Here is a 24,328-nt window from a genome sequence, read left to right on the forward strand (position 1 = left end):
GTCACACGCCCTCCGTCAGCGTGGCGGGAGAGAAAGCCGAAAATCCGTAGTGACGCAGCCAGCGCAGATCGCTCTCATAGAAAGAGCGCAGATCCGGGATACCATTCTTGAGCATGGCCAGACGCTCAACGCCCATGCCAAATGCAAAACCCTGCCACTCAGCCGGATCAAGCCCACAGTTGGCCAGCACGCGTGGATGTACCATGCCGGACCCGAGAACTTCGAGCCAGTCAGAACCGCCACCGATTTCACCGGTCGCCTTGGACCAGCCGATATCCACTTCCATGGAAGGCTCAGTGAAGGGGAAGTAAGACGCGCGGAAACGCACCGGCAGATTGGGCTTGTCGAAATAGACGCGCAGGAATTCGATCAGACAGCCTTTCAGGTGCCCGAGGGTAATATTGCGATCAATGACCAGACCTTCGCACTGATGGAACATTGGCGAATGGGTGGCATCATGATCTGCACGATAGGTGCGGCCAGGAGCGATAATGCGGATGGGCGGCTTCTGACCCAGCATCGTCCGGATCTGAACGCCGGAGGTCTGCGTTCGCAGAACACGCGGCTCATTGGTTCCTGACTTCGGCGGCAGGTAGAATGTGTCGTGCTCGGTACGGGCTGGATGATGGTCTGGCGTGTTCAGCGCAGAGAAATTGTGCCACTGGCTCTCGACATCCGGTCCTTCAGCAACCGAAAAGCCCATCGCTCCAAAAATGGCCGTCATTTCTTCAATGGTACGGCTGATCGGATGAATAGCGCCCGTCGCAACCGACGGCGCAGGCATCGTCACATCCACCCGTTCGGACTTCAGGCGCGCTTCAAGAGCCTGCTCCTCGATCTCACGACCACGCTCCTCAATCGCTTTGGTCAGGTCGTCCCGCAGGCGGTTCAAAGCCTGTCCGCGCAGCTTGCGCTCTTCGGGATCAAGTTTTCCAAGCTGTTTGAGCAGCCCGGTCAGGGCACCAGACTTCCCCAGTGTTCCAACGCGAATGGCATCCCATTGCGCGCGATCCTGAGCAGCGCCCAGCGCAGCAAGAGTGTCATTCTTCAGCGTGTCGAGATCGTCAGCCATACCGCCCATCGCTTACAGTACAAATACAAAACGGGCCGCCCTGATAACAGGACGGCCCGCCAGTCACCAGCCCCCACACGTGGGGATCAGGTCTGAAAAGCTCAGGCTGCGAGAGCAGCCTGTGCCTTCTTGACGATTTCTGCGAATGCAGCTGCGTCGTCGAAAGCAATGGCAGCAAGGACCTTACGGTCGATCTCGATGCCAGCCTTGTCCAGGCCATTGATGAACTTGCTGTACGTCAGACCGTGCTCACGGACGGCAGCGTTGATACGCTGGATCCACAGGGCGCGGAAATCACGCTTCTTGTTGCGACGGTCGCGATACGCATAGCGCAGCGCCTTCTCGACGCGCTCCAGAGCAATACGGTAGTTCGTGGACGAACGGCCGCGGTAACCCTTGGCGAGGTCGAGAACTTTCTTGTGACGGGCGTGCGTCGTTACGCCCCGCTTAACACGTGCCATGTTACCTTATCTCCTTAGAGCCCGTAGGGCGCCCACTGCTTGATGGTCTTAGCGTCCATATCCGTCATGGTCTGAGGACCACGGTTGGTGCGCTTCATCTTCTGCGGACGGTTGATAAGGCCGTGGCGCTTGTTGCCTGGGCCGCATGTTACCTTGCCGGTCGCGGTGATCTTGAACCGCTTCTTGACCGACGACTTGGTCTTCATCTTGGGCATTTCGGTCTCCCTCGCCGTAAACGATTGGTCCCACAAAAGCGGGACTCTGCACGGCCGGGCATGCCACTTGAGGCCCGGACGCGTACACGGAGCGGCTGCCTTATCCCATCTGGATGATTCTACCAAGGACTTTATTTTCTTTAACGCGCAAGCAAAAGAAAGCTCTTTCTTCAAGTCACGTCACTGTGATCTCACTCACAGTGACGTGAGCAACATGAACCTTCTGACATCTTGATTCTTAATGCGCTTCTATGTGTTTGTCCGAAGGTCAAGTGCTGCACCACATAACAGCTCTAGGAACATCATGAGCACATCCTCCCGGCCAGGGCTTTGGGCCCTGATTACGGCCGCGGTCTTCGCGCTTTGCGGCGCGATCCTGACCGTGGGCGGCGCCTGGGCCGCATCCCTCGGCGGCCCACTGTATTACCTCATTCTCGGCCTTGCGCTTCTCGCAACGGCTGTCCTTGTATGGCGCCGTAATCCGGCTGCCCTGTGGCTCTTTGCTGCCGTCGTGTTCGCAACGGTTGTGTGGGAACTCTCCGTGGTCGGCCTCGACCTGTGGAGCCTCGTCCCCCGCTCCGATATCGTGATCATTCTCGGTATCTGGCTGCTGATCCCGTTCGTGTCCCGCCAGATCGGCGGCACACGCGCGACGACGCTGCCACTCGCTGGTTCCGTTGGTCTGGCGATTTTGGTGCTCATCGCCGGTCTGTTCACGGACCCGCATGACATCAGCGGCAATCTGCCAACGCAGTTGACCAATGCAGCCCCGGCTGACCCGGACAACGTGCCGGACAGCGAATGGCACGCCTATGGCCGTACGCAGGCTGGCGATCGCTGGTCTCCGCTGAAGCAGATCAATTCGACCAATGTTCAGAACCTCAAGGTGGCATGGCACATCCACACCAAGGATCTGATGGGACCGAATGATCCGGGCGAAGCCACCAACGAAGTCACCCCGATCGAATTCGACAACACACTTTATCTGTGCTCGCTGCATCAGAAACTGTGGGCCGTCGATGCCGCAACCGGCCACGTCAAGTGGACGTTCGATCCGCATCTTCAGGTCAATCCAGGCTTCCAGCATCTGACCTGCCGTGGTGTGAGCTTCCATCAGACGCCTGCTGATGCAACGGACAGCGATGGCAACCCCGCTCCGACGGATTGCGCCAAGCGTATCATTCTGCCGGTCAACGACGGTCGCCTTGTCGAAGTCGATGCAGAAACCGGGCAGAAGTGTTCCGGCTTTGGCAACGACGGCGAACTGGATCTGCGCGAGCCGAACCAGCCTTACGTCACGCCAGGCATGTATGAGCCGACGTCTCCGCCGGTCATTACCGACAAGCTGATTATTGCCAACAGCGCCATCACCGATAACGGCTCCATCAAGCAGGCATCGGGCGCAACGCAGGCATTCGACGTTTACACCGGCAAGCGCGTCTGGGTCTTTGATGCGTCCAACCCGGATCCGAACCAGATGCCGGATGCAGACCACCCGGTCTTCCATCCGAACTCCCCGAACTCCTGGATCGTGTCGTCCTACGACAAGGCCCTGAACCTTGTTTACATCCCGATGGGTGTTGGCACGCCGGATCAGTGGGGCGGTTACCGCACCAAGGAATCCGAGCGTTATGCTCCAGGCGTCATCGCGCTGAACGCAGACACGGGTAAGCTGGCTTGGTACTACCAGACCGTTCACCATGATCTGTGGGATATGGATGCTCCGTCTCAGCCGAGCCTCGTAGACGTCACCCAGAAGGACGGTTCCATCCTTCCGACGATCTATATCCCGACCAAGACAGGCGATATCTTCGTTCTCGACCGTCGCACAGGCAAGGAAGTTGTCGCTGCTCCTGAAACACCAGTTCCAGGTGGTGCAGCTCCGGGCGATCACACCAGCCCGACGCAGCCGATGTCGCAGCTGACCCTCCGCCCGAAGAACCCGCTCTCCGATGCTGATATCTGGGGTGGCACAATCTTCGACCAGATGTTCTGCAGCATCTACTTCCATTCCCTGCGCTACGAAGGTCCGTTCACGCCGCCGTCCCTCAAGGGCACGCTGGTTTTCCCGGGTGATCTGGGCATGTTCGAATGGGGTGGCCTGTCGGTTGATCCACAGCGTCAGGTGGCCTTCGCCAACCCGATCTCCCTGCCGTTCGTCTCCCGTCTGGTTCCCCGTGGTCCGGGTAATCCGCTATGGCCGGAAGGCGATGCAAAGGGAACAGGTGGCGAAACCGGCCTGCAGCACAACTACGGCATCCCGTATGCTGTTGATCTGCACCCGTTCATGGACCCGGTCCTGCTACCGCTCGGCATCAAGATGCCTTGCCGCACACCGCCCTGGGGTTATGTGGCAGGTATCGATCTGCGCACCAACAAGGTGGTCTGGCAGCATCGTAATGGTACGCTCCGTGACTCCATGCACGGCAGCTCCCTGCCCATCCCGCTGCCTCCGATCAAGATCGGTGTTCCGAGCCTTGGTGGCCCGCTCTCCACGGCTGGTAACGTCGGCTTCCTGACGGGCACGATGGACTACTACATCCGCGCTTACGATCTGACGACGGGCAAGACCCTGTGGCAGGATCGTCTGCCGGCTGGGGCACAGGCCACGCCGATGACCTATGCCGTCAATGGCAAGCAGTTCGTGGTCACCTACGCAGGTGGTCATAACTCCTTCCCGACCGTCATGGGTGACGATCTGATTGCTTACAGCCTTGCTGATCAGAAGTGATCACTCGGTAAAGCATCGATTTTCAGAAAAGGGGTACCTTCGGGTGCCCCTTTTTTATCTTCAAATCCCAACAAAAACTTTCTAAGTTTCCGTTACATTATGAAATACATTCCTACAGTGAGGGTACAGTGCTTGTTTTTCGGTACGGAATGGCTCTCACCATCTCGGCCTTCTTGGCAATTGCCCCTTTTCCCGCGCACAGCGACGATACCGCACCTGTAATAGCGGTTCTGGATCCCAATCATCGCGGACACCTGGTGTATCCACCAGCCGAACTTGAAGCACGACATGAGGGTTCGGCCCACATTCTCTGCATCATTACGGAAAAAGGTCAGCCTCGAAGCTGCCAGACATCCGCTACCGCACCAGATTTCGCGCTGGCCGCGGAAGCGTATGCTTATTCATCCAAATTTTTACCCGCTTATAAAAACGGCCAGCCCATAGAAAGTCATTGGGAAGACACCCTTCCCTTTCGAGCTAGCAAAACAGCAACTGCCCCTGTCTTGGATCACGCGCACACTGCATTTCCGTACTATCCTGATTTTGCCAATGACAAAGATATTTCAGGACGATTTACTGTAACGTGCCAGATTGATATGGCGGGCATTGCACATGACTGTTCCGCCAGCCCAGGACCAGAAATTTTGAAACAGGCAACACTCGCCTATTTCACGTTGGCTCGATACTTTCCGGCCATGAAAGACGGACAACCTGTCTCGGCGCCTTATCATGGCAAAATAAACTGGACGTCAGACGCAAAAGACAAAAACGATGGGTTTCAGTGAAACCTTGTGCCCAATAGGCAGACCATTCCATAATCTGCATCAAACCCTGCCGCTTCAGGGTAGAACTGCATAGAGGCTACGCATGACCTTTCGTAAAGTCGCTCTTCTTGCTTGCGCCACCATTGCTTTTGGCGGCCAGCTTGCACACGCCAAGTCCCAGCCCTGCCGCGATGCCAAAGGCAAATTCACCAAATGCGAGGCTCCAAAGAAGCCAAAACCCTGTCGCGACGCCAAGGGCAAGTTCACCAAGTGTGATGCTCCTGCCCCTCAGGCGGCACAGCCATCCAACTGAGCATAAAAAAGGCCCCTGCCAGCAAAGTTGGCAGGGGCTTTTGCTTTTACATAATCCAGTAGAAAATCAGGCCGCAGCGCGTTTGAGAATAGCCTGCGCCATGGCTTCGACCCCGTTTCCACGATTGGTAGACAGTGCCTTGACCAGCCCCATATCGTGCAGGAAAACCGGGCTCGTCTGAAGAATTTCCTCACAGGGACGACCCGAATAGACGCGTAGCAGCAACGCTACGAGCCCCTGCACAATCGCAGCATCCGAAGCCCCGGCAAAAAAGAGCCGGCCATCGCGGTCTTCCGCTTCAAGCCAGACCTGGCTCTGGCATCCCGGAACACGATGGGCATCATCCTGCCATTCTGTCGGGAAAACAGGCAGCTTACGCCCCATCTCGATGATGTATTGATACCGCTCCATCCAGTCGTCGAACATGGCCAGCTCGGCTTCGATTTCCTCAATGGCAGCGGCAGCAGTTTCCTCTTGCGGCGCAAGGAAGGCATCACTCACAAATCAGTCTCCGTTACAGAATGAAGCGGCTCAGATCACCCTTGCGGGCAAGTGGCGCCACCCTGTCACGAACATCCTCTGCCGTCACCCTCACGGTCTCGCCTTTGCGCTCGGAAGCCGCAAAAGACACGTCCTCCAGCAGCTTTTCAAGAACGGTTGCCAGACGACGCGCGCCAATATTTTCAACACGCTCGTTGATATCCGCGGCCAGTTCCGCCAGCGCGTCTACCGCGTCATCCGCAAATTCAAGCGTGACACCTTCCGTTCCCAGTAGGCTGACATACTGCTTGAGGAGCGAGTGTTCCGGCTCCATCAGAATACGTTTCAGATCGTCCCGGTTCAGCCCTGACAGCTCCACACGAATGGGGAGACGCCCCTGCAACTCAGGCAGCAGATCCGACGGTTTAGCGACGTGGAAGGCCCCGGAAGCGATGAAGAGAATATGATCCGTCTTCACAGAACCATATTTCGTGCTGACCGTCGTCCCCTCGATCAAAGGCAACAGATCGCGCTGCACGCCTTCGCGAGAGACATCCCCGCTCCGCGTTCCATGCTCGGACGTCGCACAGACTTTGTCGATCTCATCCAGAAAGACAATTCCATGGTTCTGGGTATGCTCCACGGCCTCGCGCTTCAGTGCATCATCATCCAGAAGCTTGTCGGCCTCTTCCCGAATAAGCTGTTCCCGCGCCACAGACACCTTCAGCTTTTTGCGTGAAGGCATCCGGTTCACAAAGCCTTTCATCATGTCATTGAAGCTGATGATCTGCCCAGACTGTAAACCAGGAATATCGCTGCTTTCCTTACCACCTCCGGTCTGTGGATCAGGGGCAATCTCGATCTCGATTTCCTTGTCTTCCAGCGTTCCATCCCGGAGCATCTGGCGAAACTTGACCTTTGTATCGGCCGTGGCCCCTTCCCCGACAAGCGCATCAACCAAACGGTTTTCAGCCGCTGCCCGGGCTTTTTCCTGCACATCCTTGCGGCGGCTTTCGCGCAGCATGGTCAGCGAGACTTCAACAAGATCCCTGATGATGCTGTCCACATCACGGCCCACATAGCCCACTTCCGTGAACTTCGTGGCTTCGACCTTGAGGAACGGTGACTGTGCCAGCTTCGCCAGACGACGGGCAATTTCCGTCTTGCCACACCCTGTCGGGCCGATCATCAGAATGTTCTTGGGAACAACCTCGTCCCGCAGGCCGTCCGGAAGCTGGGACCGGCGCCAGCGGTTACGCATGGCAATTGCGACAGCGCGCTTGGCATCGGACTGCCCGACAATAAAGCGATCAAGTTCGGAGACGATTTCGCGGGGTGCAAAATTTGGTACGGCCATATCAGGAAGCCTCCCCGCCAAGTGTTTCCAGCGTCACGGAATAGTTCGTGTAAACGCAGATATCGCCAGCAATCTTCATGGCCCGGCGCGCAATCTCTTCCGCACTCAGACCTTCAACCGTCATCAACGCCCGAGCAGCCGACAGGGCGTAGTTCCCGCCCGACCCAATGGCGACGATGCCATCTTCCGGCTCCAGCACATCGCCATTTCCTGTCAGCGTGAAGGAGCGCTCCGCATCGGCAACGGCCATCATGGCTTCCAGTCGGCGCAGATAGCGATCCGTTCGCCAGTCCTTTGCCAGTTCGACGCAGGCCCGCTCAAGTTGCCCCGGATAGCGCTCGAGTTTTGCCTCTAACCTTTCCAGCAATGTGAAGGCATCAGCGGTCGCACCAGCAAAGCCCGCAAGGATTTTGCCATGCGGACCAATACGCCGAACCTTGCGCGCATTGCCTTTGATAACAGTCGCTCCGAGAGAGACCTGCCCGTCCCCCGCCATGGCAACATGCCCATCGCGGCGGACACAGAGAATGGTCGTGCCATGCCAGCCGACCGGATCGTGGGGAGTAGTTTGATAAGACATCACCTGAAAAGATGGGGCTGCCTTTTCCACTGACAAGAGGGCGCTCGATTTCAGATCATGACGCCAGGTTATGCTGAAGAAGGCTGCATCAGACGCTGGATCGCGGACTGCAACCCTTTATGCGTGAACGGTTTGGCAAGAGGCTCTTCCGAGCCTTGCGTTGGCACCGTGTCCGTATGCCCACTAATGAACAGGACCTTTAGATCCGGAAGCCTTTTTGTGAGGGCCACTGCACAGGCGGGACCGTCATGATCCGGCATCCGCATGTCAATCACCGCGAGATCGAACGGTTCACTTTCGTCCACAACCGTCAGCGCCTCTGCAAGACACGAGACAGCGCTCACGTTATGCCCATCATGACGAAGGAACCCGGCTGTCACCATCCGGACAGGCGCTTCATCATCAATCACAAGCACACGCAAAGACACAGCCGCCTGGTCCTGCTCCTTTTGCTCGGCCATGACTTCTGCTCGAACCACGGGTAAAATCAGGGTCATGCACGTCCCGATCCCGGGCGTGCTGTCTACAACAATCTCGCCATAACTCCGGCTCAGAAAACCATAGACACTGGACAGACCAAGACCGGTTCCACGCCCCACATCCTTCGTGGTGAAAAACGGATCGAAAATCCGCTTCATCACCTCTGGAGACATGCCCTCGCCTTCATCGATCACATCAATCGCTACGGCCTGCTCAAGACAACATTCCGGTGGCAAAGTATCGAATTTCTGCCCGACCAGACGGGCCGAAACCCGTACGGTTCCTCCCTGGCTCATCGCATCACGCGCATTTACGCACAGATTGAGAAGCGCCATTTCAAGCTGATCCTGATCCGACCAGACCGCAGGAAAATCCGCAGCCAGTTCGCCAAGAGACAGAACACATGCGGCATCTCCCCCACCTGTTCTGCGCTTGAGACTCTGCACCAGCAAAGCCTCAAGCCCCGGCAAAAGGTCCTGCAACCGTACCGGAGCCAGCCTTGCCTCCCGCGGGCGCCCGAACTGAAGAAGCCGCCGCGTCAGAACTGCGCCCCGCTGCGCAGATTCCATAGCATTTTTGACGAGTGCACCGGATGTCTCATCCAGATCTACCATATCTTCCAGCAACTCAAGAGATCCAGAAATCGCTGCCAGAAGATTGTTGAAATCATGCGCGATACCCCCCGCCAGCGTTCCAAGGGACTGGAGTTTGTCCGCCTGACGTAACCGGCTTTCCATCATGACCCGGCGGGTGACATCCCGGTCCATGCTGACCTGCCAACGCTCCGACAAAGGGACTTTCTCCGGCCATGCGAGAGCAAGGCGCGTGAGTTCGTGCCAGCGTTGCGTCGTCCCACTTTCTTCGTCGGGAACGCTTTCCGCGATCAACCGCTCTTCCTGACCGCTCTGCCGAACGTCTTCCCGCATCTGCCGGACGTCTTCGCGCAGCGTTTCAGGAAAATGCAGGAGTTCATCGCCAACATTCTGAACCGTTTCGTCCAGAATATTACTCCGGATGCATCGCCCCTGCGCATCCGAAAAAACCAGTCCGATGGGCAACGCATCCATCAACCCGCGCAACAGCGCCTGTTCCGTCTGCAAGGCACGCTGGGCCACGCAATGCTGCGTAACTTCCCCGACCAGAGACCTCAGCGCATCCGAATCCCAGGGCTTATGCACATAGGCCTGCACCTGCCCCAGATTGAGCGCCGAGACCACGGCATCCAGATCCGCATACCCCGTAAGAAGAATACTGCGCGCATCGGAAAACGCGCGGGCTTTCATCAGAAGCTGATCGCCCGTCAGGCCCGGCATCCGCTGATCGGAAATAATCGTTGTGACATCCGGATGCGCGCGCAGAAGATCCAGCGCCCTGAACGGGTCCGTCGTGGCGAGGATTTCGTACTGGTCTTCCAGCAGGTCCTCAAGCGCGACAAGGATTTCCTCCTCATCATCCACCAGAAGAATCCGGGGACGACTTGGCCCCTTTGCACTCCATACACTCATACGGGACGACCAGTCGCAACTGGCCCCTCTTCTGTCATTGTCACGGGCAGGCTGAGCCGGAAGCAAGCTCCCACTCCTCGGCCATCCGGCAGATTGGCATCCGTGATTTCGATGGTTCCGTCGTGGGCTTCCATGACGCTATAGGCAATCGCCAGCCCCAATCCCGTTCCGGTGCCAACAGGCTTCGTTGTAAAAAACGGATCGAAGACACGGTTTCTCAATTCAAACGGCAGACCCGGCCCGTCATCGCTGATCGTCATGTCATACCGACCATTCTCCAGCCGTGACGTAATGACAATTCGCCCCTCCACCGGACCGCCTTCCGGAGACATGTCCGCCAGAGCATCGGCAGCATTGGAGATGATGTTCATGACGACCTGATTCAAAAATGCAGGCTGACAGACCAGATGCGCCGGTGCCTGAAGGTCCTTCTCAATAATAATATCTGGTCCCAGCTTATGTCCCAACAGGGCCAAAGCCGTTTCCAGAGCTTCGGGAACATTGACTGTCTGAAATGAACTCTCATCCAGCCTCGAAAAGCGCCTTAGGCTCAGGACAAGGTTCTGGATACGCTGGAGACCCAGCTTCATGGACTCCAGGCGCGAAATTCCCTTCTGCATGAGAGGAGCCCCCTCTTCAGGGCCACCCATCGTCTGAAGGCGTTTCAGGGTACGCTCAACCGTGTCCGCATGAGCGATCGTAAACGCCAGCGGATTGTTGATCTCATGCGCGATGCCCGCCACCAACTCACCCAAAGACGCCATCTTGGCGGTCTGAACGAGTTTGGACTGGGCCTGAATGAGCTGCTCATTCGTCCGGGCCAGTTCCATGTTGGCCTGCGCCAGTGCCTCGGCCATTTCAGCTTTGGCTCTTGCAGCCTCAAGCGTCAGGGCATTCTGCTGACGTTCGATTTCCTGCTGGCGAAATTCATCCTGCGCCATACGCCGCTGGGCCAGCGTCCTGATCCGCATCGCCAGGGCTTCGATGGCAATATCGCTGGGCACCAGATCATCAATGCCCGCTTCAAAGAACTCGCCGGAAGACTGCCGTCTGAATCGCGATGCCTCGACAATGCCCAACGTCCGGAACGGAATACCGCCCGCCTCAAGCACGGCCTGCCGACGGGCATCGAGCAGCCAGCAGAACTTCAGATCCTCTTCGCCGCTTCCCAGCTCCAGGACCAGACAGTCAGGCCCATCCGCGCCCCGCAACCAGCCACCTTCAATCAGATCATCAGACCGCTCGATGGACGTAACCGTATGACCATCGCGCCAGAGCAGTTCGCCCAGCGTAGTCTCAGGCGCATCGTCGGAAATCTCTTCGTCTTCTTCCTCATCGCGGGGAGAATTGACGATCACGATTCTGGCCCGTCGCAGGCGGGAGGCTTCGTCTACCTGAAGAAGCTCCGGCCCCTCCCGCAAAAGTGCTCGCATGCGCAGCACCAGGAGATCAGGATGCGCGGATTTGGAAATATAGGCATCGGCCCCGCTCTCCAGTCCTTCACGCTCCACGCCCGGAGACGCGTCTTCCGTTAGCATCAGAATGGGAATGGTCCGGGTCAACGCATCCAGCCGCAGACGCCGCGCAAGCTGGCCGCCCGTCATGCCCGGCAATTCTGAGCAGACGACCACAAGATCGGGCATCAGGTCTTCGACCATGCCCAGCGCGGCCTCGCCACTCCCCAGACAGGTAACGGCAAAACCTTCTTTCAGCAGAACACGCCAGATCCGCTGGGCATGGGTGTCATCCGGCTCCACGAGCAGAACGCGCGCCGTCTCCGTCACTCCAGACGAAGTTTTGAGATCAGAAGGCAGCATGACGGTGACGGAATGTTTGCATTGACGGCCTCTTGCAGCTAGTCCGAAGCTGATGTTCGTCCGATTTCCAAGGGGCGAAGACTAACTCCCGTTACCGGACCAGTGGAAGCCGTATCTATGGACATTCAGCCCTCCCGCAACATTACGGATCGCCTGCTCAACACCCGTAGCGGGGAAAGTGGTCCTCTTTCAACCGGGGCCCTGATCCGGACGGGCATCTGGTCCGTGTGCTATTTCGTCTTCTACTTCGCCCAGCAGGTGGCCGAACTGCTGGCTCCACTGCTGCTGATCCTGGGTCTGGGCTGGTATATCCTGCCCCATATCGTCAGCGCCATCACGACCAGCGCTGCCAGCGCCGACCCGCAGGCCAAGGACATCATGAATCACGTCGCCGGTACGCTACCGACGCATCTTCAGATCGGAAGCCACCTGCTGACGCCGGGTTCGCTGATGTTCGACGGCTTCCTGCTTATGGGCCTCGCCGCTATCGGAGCTACGCTTTCTGCACTGGCTGCCCGCAACATGTGAGAAAGCTCAGGGGGAAACAAAATGGCCAACACCTGGCCACAGGTGAACCAATTCCCCCGCTTTCAAGTGCCATGCGGCAACGGCACCACCCCCGACCATGGCAAGGCTGACACCCCATGCGGCCAGCCAGCGCCCTGTACTGCCAATCATTTTTCGAGCCATGGGTTCTGATCCAGCTGGCGCGCCAACGGATGAACGGGAATGCAGCACAGCCTGCCGACGCTCGATTTCTCTTGCAGCCAGACTACACACCCCAACTGACTGAGGCTTCAGAGAAACCGCTTCGTTATCCTGCAGCTCATCCGACCCCACCTCTGGGGCAACTGGTTGCTCCACACCCTGATCGCCCCCTTCAGCCCCCGGCAATTCAGGCTCGGAAGACATTATCTCCCAGCTTTCCCCACAATTTGCACAGCGCAACCGGCGTGCATGGTCCAAAAGTGCCTCAGGCACTTCAAAAACCGCATGACAGTGGGGACATTCGAGACGCATCACAGTATCCTTCAACAATCAGGCTCTACCGATATCAGCCTGATCTGAACTGGCTTGCCCATATGAAGGGGTTACCGTTAATAAATGGTTAATGTACCCGCAACACCTTTGATTGCCCATTCATGATCCGGCTGCGCGATGTGTCTCTGAAACCTGCTGGCGTTGGGCAACCCGTTCTGCACAGCATGACGCTGAACATTCCGCAGGGTGAATTCCGCTGGCTGCTTGGGCCATCGGGCGCCGGCAAATCCAGCCTGCTCCGCCTTCTGACCCTTGGTGCACGCCCTGCGTCTGGCCAGATGGATATTCTGGGAACATCCATCACCAACGCCAGCCGGGGGGCTTTAAGAAATCTGAGGCGGCGCATCGGATTTGTACCGCAGGATTATCGTCTGATCGGGGAATGGACCGTTTTTGACAATGTTGCCCTCCCGCTTCGGTTACGAGGCCGGTCAGAGCGCGATATCCGGCAGGAAGTTTTCTCCGTTCTGGAATGGCTGGATGTTGCCGCCCACGCACACTCCCGCCCTACCATTCTCTCAGGCGGAGAACAGCAGCGCGTTGCCATCGCCCGCGCCCTGATCGGACGCCCAGATATTCTTCTCGCAGACGAACCCACCAACGCCCTTGAAGAGTCTCAGGCCAGACGTCTTCTCTCCACCTTTCAGGAACTGATTGATCTCGGAACCACCGTTATCGTTGCCACCCATAATGAAGGACTGGTGCGAGAAGCCCCTGCACCGTCCATCATGCTTCGCGACGGCACGCTTGATCCACAGGCTGTCAAGCCATGAGCCGCCGCGTCTCTCCCGGCCTGCGCTCCGGCAGCCTGCCCCTTCTCGTTGCCCTCATGACCCTTCTGGCAGGACTGGCCCTTGCCGGATTGACGGGTATTCAGGCCTTGGCCGAAGGGTGGTCCCGGGCTGCTCATAGTGCAGCAACCATCGAAATCCCGACGGATATCCCGAATGCGTCGGACCGAACGAACGCACTTATCCAAGCTCTGAAAGCAATGAACGGTGTCACGAACATCCAGAAACTCTCGACCGACAAGGTACAGGAGCTTCTTTCTCCGTGGCTCGGGCAACCCGTAGGTTCTCACAAAGGCCTGCCGGGCCTTTCTCTTCCTGAAGTCCTGATTGTCGCTCACACTCCTGGAACCGACCTGACCACGACAGTCCACGATACACTCCCGGAAGCCGTTCTTCAGGAAGACCTTCAATGGGGACAGAGACTCGAGCGCCTCGGCACAAGCCTGACCGGTTGCGCATGGCTGGCTGTGACCCTGATTGCAGCCATCGCCGCCCTCTCGATCGGCATGACCGTTCGACGTTCCGTGGCTGCGCAGAAGCGTGCGGTGGAGATTGTGCATGCCCTCGGCGCCGCCGACCTCACTATTTCGAGCCATATCGCAGGTCGCGCTGCGCTCCTCAGCTTCCTTGGTGGCATCGCAGGACTGGTCCTGCTCACGCCGCTCACAACCTCCCTTGCAACGACACTTTCACCTTTCGCGCATCAATCCGCACTTCCAACGGCTTTTCCAACGACGCTTGATGGTTGGTGGACCACTCTGCGCATCCTTCCGTCGTCTCTTTTGAAAGAACTGGGAGCACTGCCCTTCATTGCGGCCTGCCTTGGCTGGCTCACGGCACAGGGTGTGGTTCTCGTCTGGCTGAGACGACTGCCTTGAGAGCCGCCGCCTCCATCCTGCTGCTGACCGCTCTGATATGGACCCTTGGTCTGGCGTGGTTCATCCATGACTCCAGACAGCCTCCCCAGGTCGCAACGGTCTGCGACGGAATCGTCACTCTCACAGGCGGACAGTCACGGATCGACACGTCCATGACCCTTCTCAAGGGCGGGTACGGCCAGCTCCTTCTTATTTCGGGGGTCGGGCCACATGTCACGCTCGACCAATTGGCAAAACTGCAAAGACAGTCCCTGTCAGAAGACATGATCGCCCGCATCACGCTGGGGCGCCGCGCCGTCAGCACCATCGGCAATGCGTATGAAATCACCACATGGGCGCGGGAACACAAGCTGCACAGCCTGCTTGTCGTCACGGCCGGGTATCATATCCGGCGCGCCATCGTGGAACTGCATCGTACAGCACCGGAACTGGATCTGGTGCCATATCCCGTTCTGCCTCCCGCACTGGAAGCCCCTTTAACGCGCCAGACCCTGCATCTTCTTGTTCGCGAATATCTCAAGCTTCTTGGAGCCGAACTTGGCAACCTCACAGGGCTTCCTGATGGAAAAGCGGGCCTGACCACACACTGATTGCCCTTGTCTAACGGGCCATTTTCTGGTGAGCAGACAGCATCATGAGCATATTCCGTGGCCTGCTGTTCAATCTGTATTTCCTGCTCCTTACGCTGATCATGGGGCTTGGCGCCCTGCCGATACGCGCGCTAGGCCGAAAGGATCTGGCCCTGAGCTACGCCAAGCTCTGGTCCAGAGCGGTTCTGTTTGGCTTCTCACACCTCTGCTCTGTTCGCATCGCCATCACGGGCCAGGAAAACATTCCCTCAGGCCCATGCCTGATCGCATCGCAACACCAGTCCTTTTTCGACGGGTTTGTCTGGATGAATTTGGTGCCTCTGCCGACCTACATCATCAAACAGGAACTCACACGCATTCCTCTCGTCGGCCCCATGCTCATCCTTGCAGGCATGATACCGGTCAAGCGCAGCGACGGCTCCAAAGCCCTTCGGGCCATGATGAAAGACAGCGCAGACGCTCATGCAGCGAACCGCCAGATTATCATCTTCCCCGAAGGGACCAGAACCCTCCCCGGAGAACGGCAGTCCATTCAGCCCGGGATCATAGCTCTCGCCCGACAAGCCAGTGTCCCTGTCGTCCCGGTCGCCACCAATTCCGGCCTCTTCTGGGACCGCTCCCCCTGGCACAAAAGACCGGGCATTCTGAAGGTCGCCATTGGCAAACCGCTCCCCACGACGCAAGGGCGCGGCGCCTTCACCGGGGCGCTGGAAAATGCATGGGACGAACTGTGCGCAACTCACGCATTGCCACGAGATCCTGTGGATAACTCTGTGGAATGAGAAACGCTTCGGCTTCCCTTGAGAGATGATGATATTTCATACCTTTACGCGGCAGGAATAAGGAAGAAACTTTCCAGTTTCCAAGGCTTTCCCGAAAATCGCTTTTTTCCGGGATTTTCTTGGAATTTCGCCACCGAATCTCTGCCTTTTTTCTGTCATATTGACGCCCCGCCATTTTTCGCGTGACTGTTTTTTCCCTCAATCCTTTTTTGGGGATAAAATAGACCTGCCAGAAACAGGATTTACATCCGTCTTCATAAAGACAGGCTCAGTGAAGCTTTCTCTCAATACTGCCCGTTACCTCAAACCAGGACTTGTCATTGCCTGTCTCGTGACAGTCCTTCTCTGCGCGGACACCCTTCTGTGGTGGCGTACAACGCGTATGATCGAAAGAGAAATTGCCACCTGTCGCATGGCCCTTCAGACAGCAGGATGGACCACCACGGTCGAACGGACCTCATCTGGTGGATGGCCATTTGGCGCATGGGTTACCCTGTCTTCCCCACGCCTGCGCCACGAGCAGACTGTTGCAGCCCCCTTTGACGCAGGATGGAGCGGAACAACCCTCCGAGCGGGAGGATCATGGCTGGATCTGATGCGTACAGACCTGCCTGTCTTCCTGTCTGGCAGAAATGCAGCACGTTTCCTCTCTCTGACCGCTCAGGCCACAGTCCTGTCGCAGGATCTGCATCTGCGGTTCTCAAAAGATCAAAACACGACGTTCAAGGCGCCTTCGGCAGAGCTTGCCTTGACGACAGAAGGACTGGATCAATCCGCGTCCCTGACCGAAGTAAGCGGACGCCTGCTCGCAGTCCCGCACGCCGCTTACGGGACAACGCGTCTGGGCCTTGAACTCTCCGCCCGATCCCTCCATTCGCCAGCCCTCCCGTCCCTTCAGCTTTCTGCAAGAGGCGTCCGCTTCATAGCAGCTCTGACATCCTCAACACGGAAAGACACAGCTTCTTTCTTCTCTCTTGAGGGATATGACCGTCTTCTCCTGCAAACAGCGACATTTTCATTCGGAGACGACAATCGCCTGTCTTTTTCAGGAGCGCTTGATCTGCCAGCCGCTACCGGTCATCTCACACTTACGCTGCTGAACTGGCATGAGGCGGCAGAGCAGCTTTTGAATACAGTTCCCGTCCGAACGGCTCTCGCCCCTGACCTTCAAATCATTCTGGAGCGCACTCTTCACAACCAGTCACCGGACATCCTCAGGAATAACCAGTCGGTGAGCCTAGATATACCGGTCGTCAACGGACATTTTCCGATGCCTCTGGAAACACTTCTGAAAAATATCTCCACACAAAAAATTGACGTATCACATTCGCGAGAGTAGACGCGGGGAATGTCTTGATCTTTGTCAAAATCGTGGCGCAGGCAAAAACTTTTGTCGTGCTACGGCTTTCAAGGTTCAGGTCCGGGTCATGTGTGCAGTGCGGTGCGCATGATCTTCGCTCTTTTCCTGACTTCTAAGGCGCGAGCGTAGCTGACGGCTCCTTCCGGGCTGGTTCTGCGATCCGCCGTCCAAGCAGAAGGCACCATCGCAATGTTCGGCCTGTCGGCTTTATTTCTTGCGCGCTTCCAGTTCGCGTTCACAGTCGGGTTTCACATCGTGTTCCCGGCATTCTCGATCGGGCTCGCTGCCTATCTTGCCGTTCTTGAAGGCCTCTGGCTCAAGACCGGACGCAGCGCTTACCTGGACCTCTTCAAATACTGGTTGAAAATCTTCTCCGTCGTCTTCGCGATGGGTGTGGTTTCCGGTCTGGTCATGTCCTACGAGTTTGGCACCAACTGGTCCCAGTTCTCGCAGAAGGCTGGCCCCATTCTTGGCCCGATGCTGGCCTATGAAGTGATGACGGCCTTCTTCCTTGAAGCCGGGTTCCTCGGCGTCATGATGTTTGGCCTGAACCGCGTGGGCAAAGGACTGCATTTCGGTGCAACCTGCATGGTCTCGATCGGCACGCTGATTTCCATGACGTGGATTCTCGCCTCCAACTCCTGGATGCAGACGCCACAGGGCTACATCATTGATGAAGCTACGGGGCGTTTCCTGCCGGGCAACTGGTGGCAGATCATCTTCAACCCGTCCTTCCCGTTCCGCCTCGTGCATATGGGACTGGCAGCCTTCCTGTCCGTCGCGTTCATCGTGGCTGGCGTCGCTGGCTGGCATCTGCTGAAGGCACGTCGTGAAGACCGTCAGGCGTCCGAACAGGTCCGCCTGATGTTCTCCATGGCTATGTGGATGGCCGCGATCGTTGCCCCGGTTCAGTTTCTGGCCGGTGACACGCAGGGTCTGAACACACTGGAATACCAGCCTGCCAAGATCGCCGCGATGGAAGGTGACTGGGAGTCCGAAGGTCGCGCGCCGGAAATCCTGTTCGGTATTCCGGACATGGAAAACGAGACGACGCACTACAAGGTCCAGATCCCGCTCCTCGGCTCCCTGATCCTGACGCACAGCCTTGATGGCAAGGTGCCGGGCCTGAAGGACTATCCGAAGGATCTGCGCCCGTACTCGCCCCTGCTGTTCTTCTCCTTCCGCATCATGATCGCGCTTGGTTCGCTCATGGTTCTGGTGGGCCTGTGGTCCCTGTTCCTGCGCTGGAAGGGCAGCCTGTACGACAACGCTCTGCTGCATCGCGTGGCGCTCTGGATGTCTCCGGCGGGCTTCATCGCTCTGCTCTGCGGCTGGATCACGACGGAAGTGGGTCGTCAGCCATACACTGTTTACGGTCTGCTCAAGACATCTGACAGTGTGTCAGAAATCGCCCTGCCGAGCATGGCAACGTCCATGATCGCCTTCGTGATCGTGTACTTCATCGTTTTCACAGGCGGTATCACGATCCTGCTGCGCAGCTTTGCCCAGGAGCCTCATTCGGGTGAAGAGGGTCCGTCCGAGCACGAGCCGCACATGTCTGCCGGTACGACGCAGGTGTCTCACCATCCCCACAATGCTGGTCTGGCGGAGTAAGCGATCATGACCGAATCCGCCGCCTTCTGGCTTCCCGTGGTCTGGGCCGTTCTCGCGGCCTCTGCCATCTTCCTCTACGTCATCCTTGACGGCTTTGACCTTGGCATCGGCGTCCTGTTCCTCAAGGAACGCGATCACGATCACCGCAACGTCATGGTCAACACGGTCGCTCCTGTCTGGGACGGCAACGAAACCTGGATGATCTTTGGGGGCGCCGCACTCTACGGCGTCTTCCCGGTCGCTTACGGCACGATCCTTCCCGCGCTGTACCTGCCGATCCTGTTCATGCTGCTGGCTCTCATCCTGCGCGGCGTCTCTTTCGAGTTCCGCTTCAAGATGAAGTCCGCACGGTCACAGCTTTTCTGGGACGCATCGTTCTGCGGTGGCTCCATCGTCGCGGCGTTCATGCAGGGTGTCATCCTTGGCACGCTCGTTCAGGGCATCCCGGTCCAGAACAACGTCTTCGTTGGCACATCCCTCGACTGGGTCACGCCGTTTGCCCTGTTCTGTGGTGCTGCCGTGACCATCGGCTATGCGCTTCTAGGCTCCACATGGCTGATCTGGCGCTGTGAGGGCGAACTTCAAGACACAATGCGTCGCGTTTCCTACACGCTCGCAGGCCTGATGTTGCTGACGATCGTGGCTGTGTCCGTCTGGACGCCGCAGCTTCACACGACCTACATGCAACACTGGCTCGAATGGCCGCAGCTTGCTCTGGTTCTGCCGGTTCCGGTGGCTGTCGTAGCTGTTGCCGGGGCACTGTTCCTGGGCCTGCGTAACCGCAAGTCGCACCTGCTGCCGTTCATCTCGACGCTCGGTCTGTTCTTCCTGTGCTTCTCCGGACTGGGGATCAATGTCTGGCCGTACATCGTACCGCCGACCATCACCATCTGGCAGGCTTCTTCCCCGCCGAGCAGTCAGGCTTTCGTCCTGTTTGGCGCCATGTTCCTGCTGCCGGTCATTCTCGGATACACGATCTATTCCTATTACGTGTTCCGCGGAAAAGTGACAGCAGAGCATCACTACCACTGATTTTCCGGGAGTTCGGACCATGAGAATCGAGTACGGAAAACCCGATCAGAAAACAGGCCCCGTCGCCTGGATGAAACGGGTCGGGTGGTTCGTTCTTTTCTGGGCCAGCGGCGTTCTCGTCGTTGGCGTGGGAGCCGAACTCCTCAAGAAAATCATTTTCGGCGGTCATCACTGACCTGCCCCGGAACAAAAAACCCCGCCTTACAAAGGCGGGGTTTTTTGTTACCGTCAGAACGTATCTTTCTGACGTCTCAGTTCCGCAAAGCGCGCCACATCTGGTGCTCTCAGAAACGGATTTGTCGCCCGTTCGGTACCAAGAGACACCGGCAATGTCGGGCGTCCTGCTTCCAGAAGCGTTTCGACTTCGGCTGCCCGCACCCTGAGCGCTGCATTGTCCGGATCAACATGCAGCGCGAAAGCAATGTTGGAGCGCGTGTATTCGTGCCCAGCGCAGACCAGCGTGTCCTCTGGAAAAGCATCATAACGATGCAGACTCCGGAACAGCTCTTCCGCCGTTCCTTCCAGTAGACGCCCACAGCCAGCGCTGAAAAGAACATCTCCACAGAAAAGCGCTGGCACTTCCGGAACAACATAGGACAGATGCCCCACAGCATGGCCCGGCGTCAGCAGAACCTCTACGGCCACGTCGCCAATGAAAAACGTGTCTCCATCTTCTAGACCACGATCCAGTCGAGGCAGCCATTCCGGCTTCTGTGATGGACCGAAGACCTTCGCCCTGTATCGGTCCCGCAAAGCGTCAACACCACCCGTATGATCCGCGTGATGATGCGTCAGCAAAATCAGATCCAGTCGCCCCTCACCCAGAGCATCCATGACCGGTCCGACCTCTCCCGGGTCCACGACAGCGCGCGCCCCATCCCCTGCCGTCAGAAGCCAGACATAATTGTCTGACAGAACCGGGATAGACTGAATATCGAGTGACATGACGGTTCCTTTGGTCTTCGCTTGCTGATTAGATACATACCATGCTGACGCGCCTGACACGTACCCGTTCCGAAGATGCCGCGACCTTCTACGGAAGCCGGACAGGCACGCACACTGCGGCACTTCTGAACCAGAGGTTGCAAGCACTGGTGCCGGATCTGCAAACACGCCGCCTTCTCGGCATCGGTTATCCCGGCCCTTATCTCCCATCCCATGCAGCCTACGCTGTCTCAGCCCGCCTTCAGCATCCGCAGACACAGAATGCTTTCCCGCATATCGCTCAGGATTGCATGGTTGATAGCGGACGACTGCCTTTCGATGATCTGTCGATGGAAGCCATCATGGTTATTCATGGCATGGAGTTTACCCGATCGGCACCGGATTTCCTCCGGTCCATCTGGAAAGTCATGACCGATGATGGCGTCCTGATCCTCGTTGTCCCCAACCGGTCAGGATGCTGGGCCCATACGAATGCAACCCCTTTCGGGCATGGAACGCCCTTCAGCACAGGCCAGATCACGCGACTTCTTGAACAGGGGCTTTTCCGCATCGAGCAGCATACGGGCGCCCTCATGACGCCACCGGCCCTGCTTTCAGGTCTTTCAGGAGCCCTCCCCGAACGACTTGGAAAAATAGCCCGGTTTCCCTGCGCCGGCGTCCATATCGTGCTGGCCCGCAAAAACATTTATGCAGGACTGCCTCTCATGGAGGAAAAAAGCCGCGTAGCCATTCCCAGACAGGTTGCGGAACCTGCCTGAAAAACGCCTTCTTTGTGGCGAATTCTTGACCCAAACTCCCTGTGCCGTAAGAGTGCGTCCCATGTCGTTGATCCAGTCCTTCAAGCTCGTCCTGTCGCCGCCGCATCGCGCCGCGACTCCTTTCCTCGCCGCCGGCGCCCTCGTCGGGCTCATCGGTCGCGCGACGCCATGGCGCTGCACGCGCCTTCTCGGCAAGACAGGCATCGCGTTCTCCGCGTTCTGCCTGTACTTCTTCCGCGACCCGAAGCGCACCCCCCCGCCGGGCGCGAACCTGGTTCTGGCCTCAGCCGATGGCCGCGTGACAGGCGTTTCGCTGGTTTCGCCACCGCCCGCTCTGGAAATGGGCAGCACACCCGTCTGGCGCGTTTCGACGTTCCTGTCCGTGCTGGATGTTCACATCAACCGTATGCCAGCCGCCGGTCAGGTCACGAAAATCGCCTACCATGCAGGCAAGTTCCTGAACGCCAGCCTCGACAAGGCTTCCGAACACAACGAGCGCAACGAAATCCGCCTGACACTTCCAGACGGCCGCAATATCGGGGTCGTGCAGATTGCTGGCCTGATTGCCCGTCGTATCCTGTGCTTCGTTGAAGAAGGCGACCATCTGGAAGCAGGCGAGCGTTTCGGTCTGATCCGGTTCGGCTCCCGTACTGACGTGTATCTGCCACCAGGTGTTGAACCGATTGTCGTCGAAGGTCAGACCATGATCGGGGGCGAAACCGTCCTGGCGAAGCTCTGAGCCAGAACGCCTCCATGACCACTCCTGAAACGGCGGATATCTCCCGTCCTGCCCGCCGACGTCGCATCCGACGCAGGCTCCGCCGTATGGGACGGACTCCCCGCACACGCGTGCGGGGTCCGTCCTTTAACCGGCTGATTCCCAACATCCTGACCATGCTCGGCCTCTGCGCCGGGCTGAGCGGGATGCGCTTTGCACTGGAGCATCGTTTCGCCCATGCGGCGGTCGCTCTTCTCATCGCAGCCTGCATCGACGGACTGGATGGCCGGATCGCGCGCCTCCTTCGCGGAACCACACGGTTCGGCGCAGAGTTCGACAGCCTGTCGGATTTCGTGTGCTTTGGCGTCGCCCCCTCTTTTGTGCTGCTGATGTGGTGCCTGGAAGATGCCGGACGTTATGCTTTCGTGCCGTGCATCATGTTCACGGTCTGCATGGCGCTGCGTCTGGCACGCTTCAATGCCAGCCTTGATGATGACGACAAGCCGGACTACTCCGCGAATTTCTTCACGGGCGTTCCCGCTCCTGCCGGTGCAGGCATCGTACTGTTCCCGGTCTTTCTTGGGCTGGAAGCAGACCGCATGCATGCCGAAGGACTGTCGGCTTTTGCACGTGAACCGATCGTTTCCGCCATCTGCCTTATCCTGACGGCCCTTCTTCTTGTGTCCACGCTTCCTGTGTGGTCCTTCAAGAACTTCAAGGTTCCAGCCCGATATGTACTGCCCCTGATGCTGGGAACCGGCCTCTATGCCGCTGTTCTCGTTGCTGATCCTTGGGGGGCACTGGCTGCGGCAGGTCTGTTCTATGTCGCCATTCTGCCGTTTTCCCGCCGTTCCTATCACCGGCTGAGAAAAGCCGCCGAGGATATGTCGGAAACGGTGGACGAAGAGCCCGCCTGAAACATAAAAAGCCGCCGGGATGTCCGGCGGCTTTTTTAATGCCTGACAAACCGGAAAATCCGGCTTCCCAGAAGTTTTTACTCTGTCACATCCCACAGCCATGCAGCGCCGCGAACGCCAGAGCTGTCACCATGCAGGTTCTTCACGATCGGCGTCGTGCAAACCGGCGTAATAACGTGCTTGCTCAACAGCGGCGGAACGCGGTCATAAAGTGACGCAAGGTTCGAAATCCCACCACCTAGAACAATAACGTCCGGATCAAGGAAGTTGATCGCCAGCGAACACGCACGGGCAAAACGCTCCATGTAACGGTTCAACGCTGCAATCGCAGCCTGATCCCCGTTCGCAGCAGCCTCTTCAATCCCAGCGGTGTTGCGGTTTCCTTCGCCCTTCCAGTCAGCAGCAAGAGCGGGTCCGGACAGGTAGCGCTCCATGCACCCCTTGTTCCCACAGAAGCACGGGCGTGGTTCACCGTCTTCTGGCAAAGGCCACGGAAGCGGAAGATGCCCCCACTCACCGGCAATGTGATGGCGACCTTCAATCACGCGGCCATTATTCACAATGCCTGCGCCCATGCCGGTCCCGACGATGATACCGAATACTGTCTGAGCCCCCTTCGCCGCGCCATCTGCTGCTTCTGAAAGAGCGAAACAGTTCGCATCGTTCTCGGTGCGGACCGGACGGGCCAGAGCGGATTCCAGATCCATGCCGAAAGGCTGATCATTCAGCCACGTCGCATTGGCATTCTTGATCAGGCCCGTTTCCGGAGAAATGGATCCCGGAATACCAATGCCCAGCGTGGACGTGCTCTGACCGGCGGAGACCCGGTGGCTTGGTACAGCCCCCAGACGATGGTCCACACTCGTTACGAGGTCACGGATCGCAAGAATAGCTTCCGGATAGACACCCGGATTAGGAATTCGCTCACGCAGGACAAGATCGCCCTGGCGATTGAGAACTGCAATCTCGATCTTCGTTCCACCAAGATCGATACCAAGGCGATAGTCAGCCATCTCATGCCCTGTACTGTTTTAACGGCCCCCGAAACGGGGAACCAGAAACGGATTAACGCACTGTATGCGCCCGTCTGCTTGAACGGGAAAGCCTCTGCGGGCAAGCTGTCCCAT

26 protein-coding genes and 1 pseudogene are annotated in these 24,328 nt (G+C 57.9%); 15 read left to right on the forward strand and 12 right to left on the reverse strand.

Annotated elements, in window-relative coordinates; translation table 11 throughout:
• Position 1: 1 nt before the first annotated feature.
• The 3 genes from pheS to rpmI form a co-directional block, all read right to left on the reverse strand.
• On the reverse strand, positions 2–1,072 hold the full coding sequence (pheS, locus tag GJA01_RS03665; RefSeq protein WP_010501933.1) for a phenylalanine--tRNA ligase subunit alpha: 1,071 nt from the start codon (positions 1,070–1,072) through the stop codon (positions 2–4).
• A gap of 101 nt (positions 1,073–1,173) precedes the next feature.
• The gene (gene rplT, locus GJA01_RS03670; protein WP_007282845.1) at positions 1,174–1,533 is read right to left on the reverse strand and encodes a 50S ribosomal protein L20; all 360 of its coding nucleotides are present in this window, start codon (positions 1,531–1,533) and stop codon (positions 1,174–1,176) included.
• Positions 1,534–1,547: 14 nt separating this feature from the next.
• Positions 1,548–1,748: a 50S ribosomal protein L35 gene (gene rpmI / locus GJA01_RS03675; protein WP_010501937.1), complete on the reverse strand. Its 201-nt coding sequence runs from the start codon at positions 1,746–1,748 to the stop codon at positions 1,548–1,550.
• 304 nt (positions 1,749–2,052) lie between these two features.
• Here rpmI and GJA01_RS03680 point away from each other — a divergent pair, with 304 nt between their 5' ends.
• The 3 genes from GJA01_RS03680 to GJA01_RS03690 all read left to right on the forward strand — a co-directional run bounded on the left by GJA01_RS03680 (position 2,053) and on the right by GJA01_RS03690 (position 5,556).
• The gene (locus GJA01_RS03680; RefSeq protein ID WP_062504688.1) at positions 2,053–4,479 is read left to right on the forward strand and encodes a glucose/quinate/shikimate family membrane-bound PQQ-dependent dehydrogenase; all 2,427 of its coding nucleotides are present in this window, start codon (positions 2,053–2,055) and stop codon (positions 4,477–4,479) included.
• A 149-nt stretch (positions 4,480–4,628) separates the two neighbouring features.
• Entirely contained in the window at positions 4,629–5,264 is a 636-nt protein-coding gene (locus tag GJA01_RS03685; RefSeq protein WP_062504686.1) for an energy transducer TonB, read from the forward strand.
• 82 nt (positions 5,265–5,346) lie between these two features.
• A complete protein-coding gene (locus tag GJA01_RS03690; RefSeq protein WP_034880455.1) occupies positions 5,347–5,556 on the forward strand; it encodes a hypothetical protein in 210 nt (69 codons plus the stop codon).
• 66 nt (positions 5,557–5,622) lie between these two features.
• Here the strand turns inward: GJA01_RS03690 and GJA01_RS03695 are convergent, their stop codons facing one another.
• The 5 genes from GJA01_RS03695 to GJA01_RS03715 all read right to left on the reverse strand — a co-directional run bounded on the left by GJA01_RS03695 (position 5,623) and on the right by GJA01_RS03715 (position 11,775).
• Positions 5,623–6,057 carry a SufE family protein gene (locus tag GJA01_RS03695; protein ID WP_062504684.1) on the reverse strand — a complete coding sequence of 145 codons (435 nt, stop codon included), beginning with the start codon at positions 6,055–6,057 and terminating at the stop codon, positions 5,623–5,625.
• Between the two features lie 13 nt (positions 6,058–6,070).
• The gene (gene hslU / locus GJA01_RS03700; RefSeq protein ID WP_062504683.1) at positions 6,071–7,393 is read right to left on the reverse strand and encodes an ATP-dependent protease ATPase subunit HslU; all 1,323 of its coding nucleotides are present in this window, start codon (positions 7,391–7,393) and stop codon (positions 6,071–6,073) included.
• 1 nt (position 7,394) lies between these two features.
• A complete protein-coding gene (gene hslV / locus GJA01_RS03705) occupies positions 7,395–7,973 on the reverse strand; it encodes an ATP-dependent protease subunit HslV (RefSeq protein ID WP_169925625.1) in 579 nt (192 codons plus the stop codon).
• 68 nt (positions 7,974–8,041) lie between these two features.
• Positions 8,042–9,958 carry an ATP-binding response regulator gene (locus tag GJA01_RS03710; protein ID WP_062504681.1) on the reverse strand — a complete coding sequence of 639 codons (1,917 nt, stop codon included), beginning with the start codon at positions 9,956–9,958 and terminating at the stop codon, positions 8,042–8,044.
• Positions 9,955–11,775: an ATP-binding protein gene (locus tag GJA01_RS03715; RefSeq protein WP_062504679.1), complete on the reverse strand. Its 1,821-nt coding sequence runs from the start codon at positions 11,773–11,775 to the stop codon at positions 9,955–9,957. Before GJA01_RS03715 ends, GJA01_RS03710 begins: the two co-directional genes overlap by 4 nt.
• 117 nt (positions 11,776–11,892) lie before the next feature.
• Here GJA01_RS03715 and GJA01_RS03720 point away from each other — a divergent pair, with 117 nt between their 5' ends.
• Positions 11,893–12,303 (forward strand): hypothetical protein, encoded by a 411-nt coding sequence (locus GJA01_RS03720; RefSeq protein WP_023942966.1) that lies wholly within the window; start codon positions 11,893–11,895, stop codon positions 12,301–12,303.
• A 6-nt stretch (positions 12,304–12,309) separates the two neighbouring features.
• On the opposite strand, the gene GJA01_RS03725 is transcribed toward GJA01_RS03720, so the two are convergent.
• Positions 12,310–12,687 carry a hypothetical protein gene (locus GJA01_RS03725; protein ID WP_253783360.1) on the reverse strand — a complete coding sequence of 126 codons (378 nt, stop codon included), beginning with the start codon at positions 12,685–12,687 and terminating at the stop codon, positions 12,310–12,312.
• Between the two features lie 15 nt (positions 12,688–12,702).
• A pseudogene (locus GJA01_RS15505) lies at positions 12,703–12,795 on the reverse strand (zinc-ribbon domain-containing protein); the annotation flags it as partial.
• Between the two features lie 122 nt (positions 12,796–12,917).
• Here GJA01_RS15505 and GJA01_RS03730 point away from each other — a divergent pair.
• The 8 genes from GJA01_RS03730 to GJA01_RS03765 all read left to right on the forward strand — a co-directional run bounded on the left by GJA01_RS03730 (position 12,918) and on the right by GJA01_RS03765 (position 20,038).
• Positions 12,918–13,589, forward strand: coding sequence for a cell division ATP-binding protein FtsE (locus tag GJA01_RS03730; RefSeq protein ID WP_062504675.1), 672 nt, complete (start codon positions 12,918–12,920; stop codon positions 13,587–13,589).
• The gene (locus GJA01_RS03735) at positions 13,586–14,485 is read left to right on the forward strand and encodes a cell division protein FtsX (protein ID WP_062504673.1); all 900 of its coding nucleotides are present in this window, start codon (positions 13,586–13,588) and stop codon (positions 14,483–14,485) included. The genes GJA01_RS03730 and GJA01_RS03735 overlap by 4 nt, the downstream gene beginning before the upstream one ends.
• Complete coding sequence (locus tag GJA01_RS03740; RefSeq protein WP_062504671.1) at positions 14,482–15,075, forward strand: YdcF family protein; 594 nt, start codon at positions 14,482–14,484, stop codon at positions 15,073–15,075. The genes GJA01_RS03735 and GJA01_RS03740 overlap by 4 nt, the downstream gene beginning before the upstream one ends.
• A 44-nt stretch (positions 15,076–15,119) precedes the next feature.
• Entirely contained in the window at positions 15,120–15,857 is a 738-nt protein-coding gene (locus GJA01_RS03745) for a lysophospholipid acyltransferase family protein (protein WP_062504669.1), read from the forward strand.
• Between the two features lie 271 nt (positions 15,858–16,128).
• Positions 16,129–17,196, forward strand: a complete 1,068-nt coding sequence (locus GJA01_RS03750) for a DUF2125 domain-containing protein (RefSeq protein WP_172794487.1) — start codon at positions 16,129–16,131, stop codon at positions 17,194–17,196.
• Between the two features lie 210 nt (positions 17,197–17,406).
• On the forward strand, positions 17,407–18,831 hold the full coding sequence (locus GJA01_RS03755; RefSeq protein ID WP_062504667.1) for a cytochrome ubiquinol oxidase subunit I: 1,425 nt from the start codon (positions 17,407–17,409) through the stop codon (positions 18,829–18,831).
• A gap of 6 nt (positions 18,832–18,837) precedes the next feature.
• On the forward strand, positions 18,838–19,863 hold the full coding sequence (gene cydB, locus GJA01_RS03760) for a cytochrome d ubiquinol oxidase subunit II (RefSeq protein WP_061932483.1): 1,026 nt from the start codon (positions 18,838–18,840) through the stop codon (positions 19,861–19,863).
• A gap of 19 nt (positions 19,864–19,882) precedes the next feature.
• Positions 19,883–20,038 (forward strand): hypothetical protein, encoded by a 156-nt coding sequence (locus GJA01_RS03765; RefSeq protein WP_007282826.1) that lies wholly within the window; start codon positions 19,883–19,885, stop codon positions 20,036–20,038.
• Between the two features lie 53 nt (positions 20,039–20,091).
• On the opposite strand, the gene gloB is transcribed toward GJA01_RS03765, so the two are convergent.
• Positions 20,092–20,808: a hydroxyacylglutathione hydrolase gene (gene gloB, locus GJA01_RS03770; RefSeq protein WP_062504665.1), complete on the reverse strand. Its 717-nt coding sequence runs from the start codon at positions 20,806–20,808 to the stop codon at positions 20,092–20,094.
• 41 nt (positions 20,809–20,849) lie between these two features.
• On the opposite strand from gloB, the gene GJA01_RS03775 reads away from it, so the two are divergent.
• The 3 genes from GJA01_RS03775 (at position 20,850) to GJA01_RS03785 (ending at position 23,201) form a co-directional block, all read left to right on the forward strand.
• Positions 20,850–21,566, forward strand: a complete 717-nt coding sequence (locus tag GJA01_RS03775) for a methyltransferase (protein ID WP_253783354.1) — start codon at positions 20,850–20,852, stop codon at positions 21,564–21,566.
• Positions 21,567–21,627: 61 nt separating this feature from the next.
• Positions 21,628–22,305: a phosphatidylserine decarboxylase gene (locus GJA01_RS03780; RefSeq protein WP_062504662.1), complete on the forward strand. Its 678-nt coding sequence runs from the start codon at positions 21,628–21,630 to the stop codon at positions 22,303–22,305.
• 14 nt (positions 22,306–22,319) lie between these two features.
• A complete protein-coding gene (locus GJA01_RS03785) occupies positions 22,320–23,201 on the forward strand; it encodes a CDP-alcohol phosphatidyltransferase family protein (RefSeq protein WP_062504659.1) in 882 nt (293 codons plus the stop codon).
• A 77-nt stretch (positions 23,202–23,278) separates the two neighbouring features.
• Here GJA01_RS03785 and GJA01_RS03790 read toward each other — a convergent pair whose 3' ends face one another.
• Positions 23,279–24,214 carry an ROK family protein gene (locus GJA01_RS03790; RefSeq protein ID WP_010501980.1) on the reverse strand — a complete coding sequence of 312 codons (936 nt, stop codon included), beginning with the start codon at positions 24,212–24,214 and terminating at the stop codon, positions 23,279–23,281.
• Positions 24,215–24,328 lie beyond the last annotated feature (114 nt).

The sequence above is a fragment of the Gluconobacter japonicus genome (assembly GCF_002723975.1).
GTDB lineage: Bacteria > Pseudomonadota > Alphaproteobacteria > Acetobacterales > Acetobacteraceae > Gluconobacter > Gluconobacter japonicus.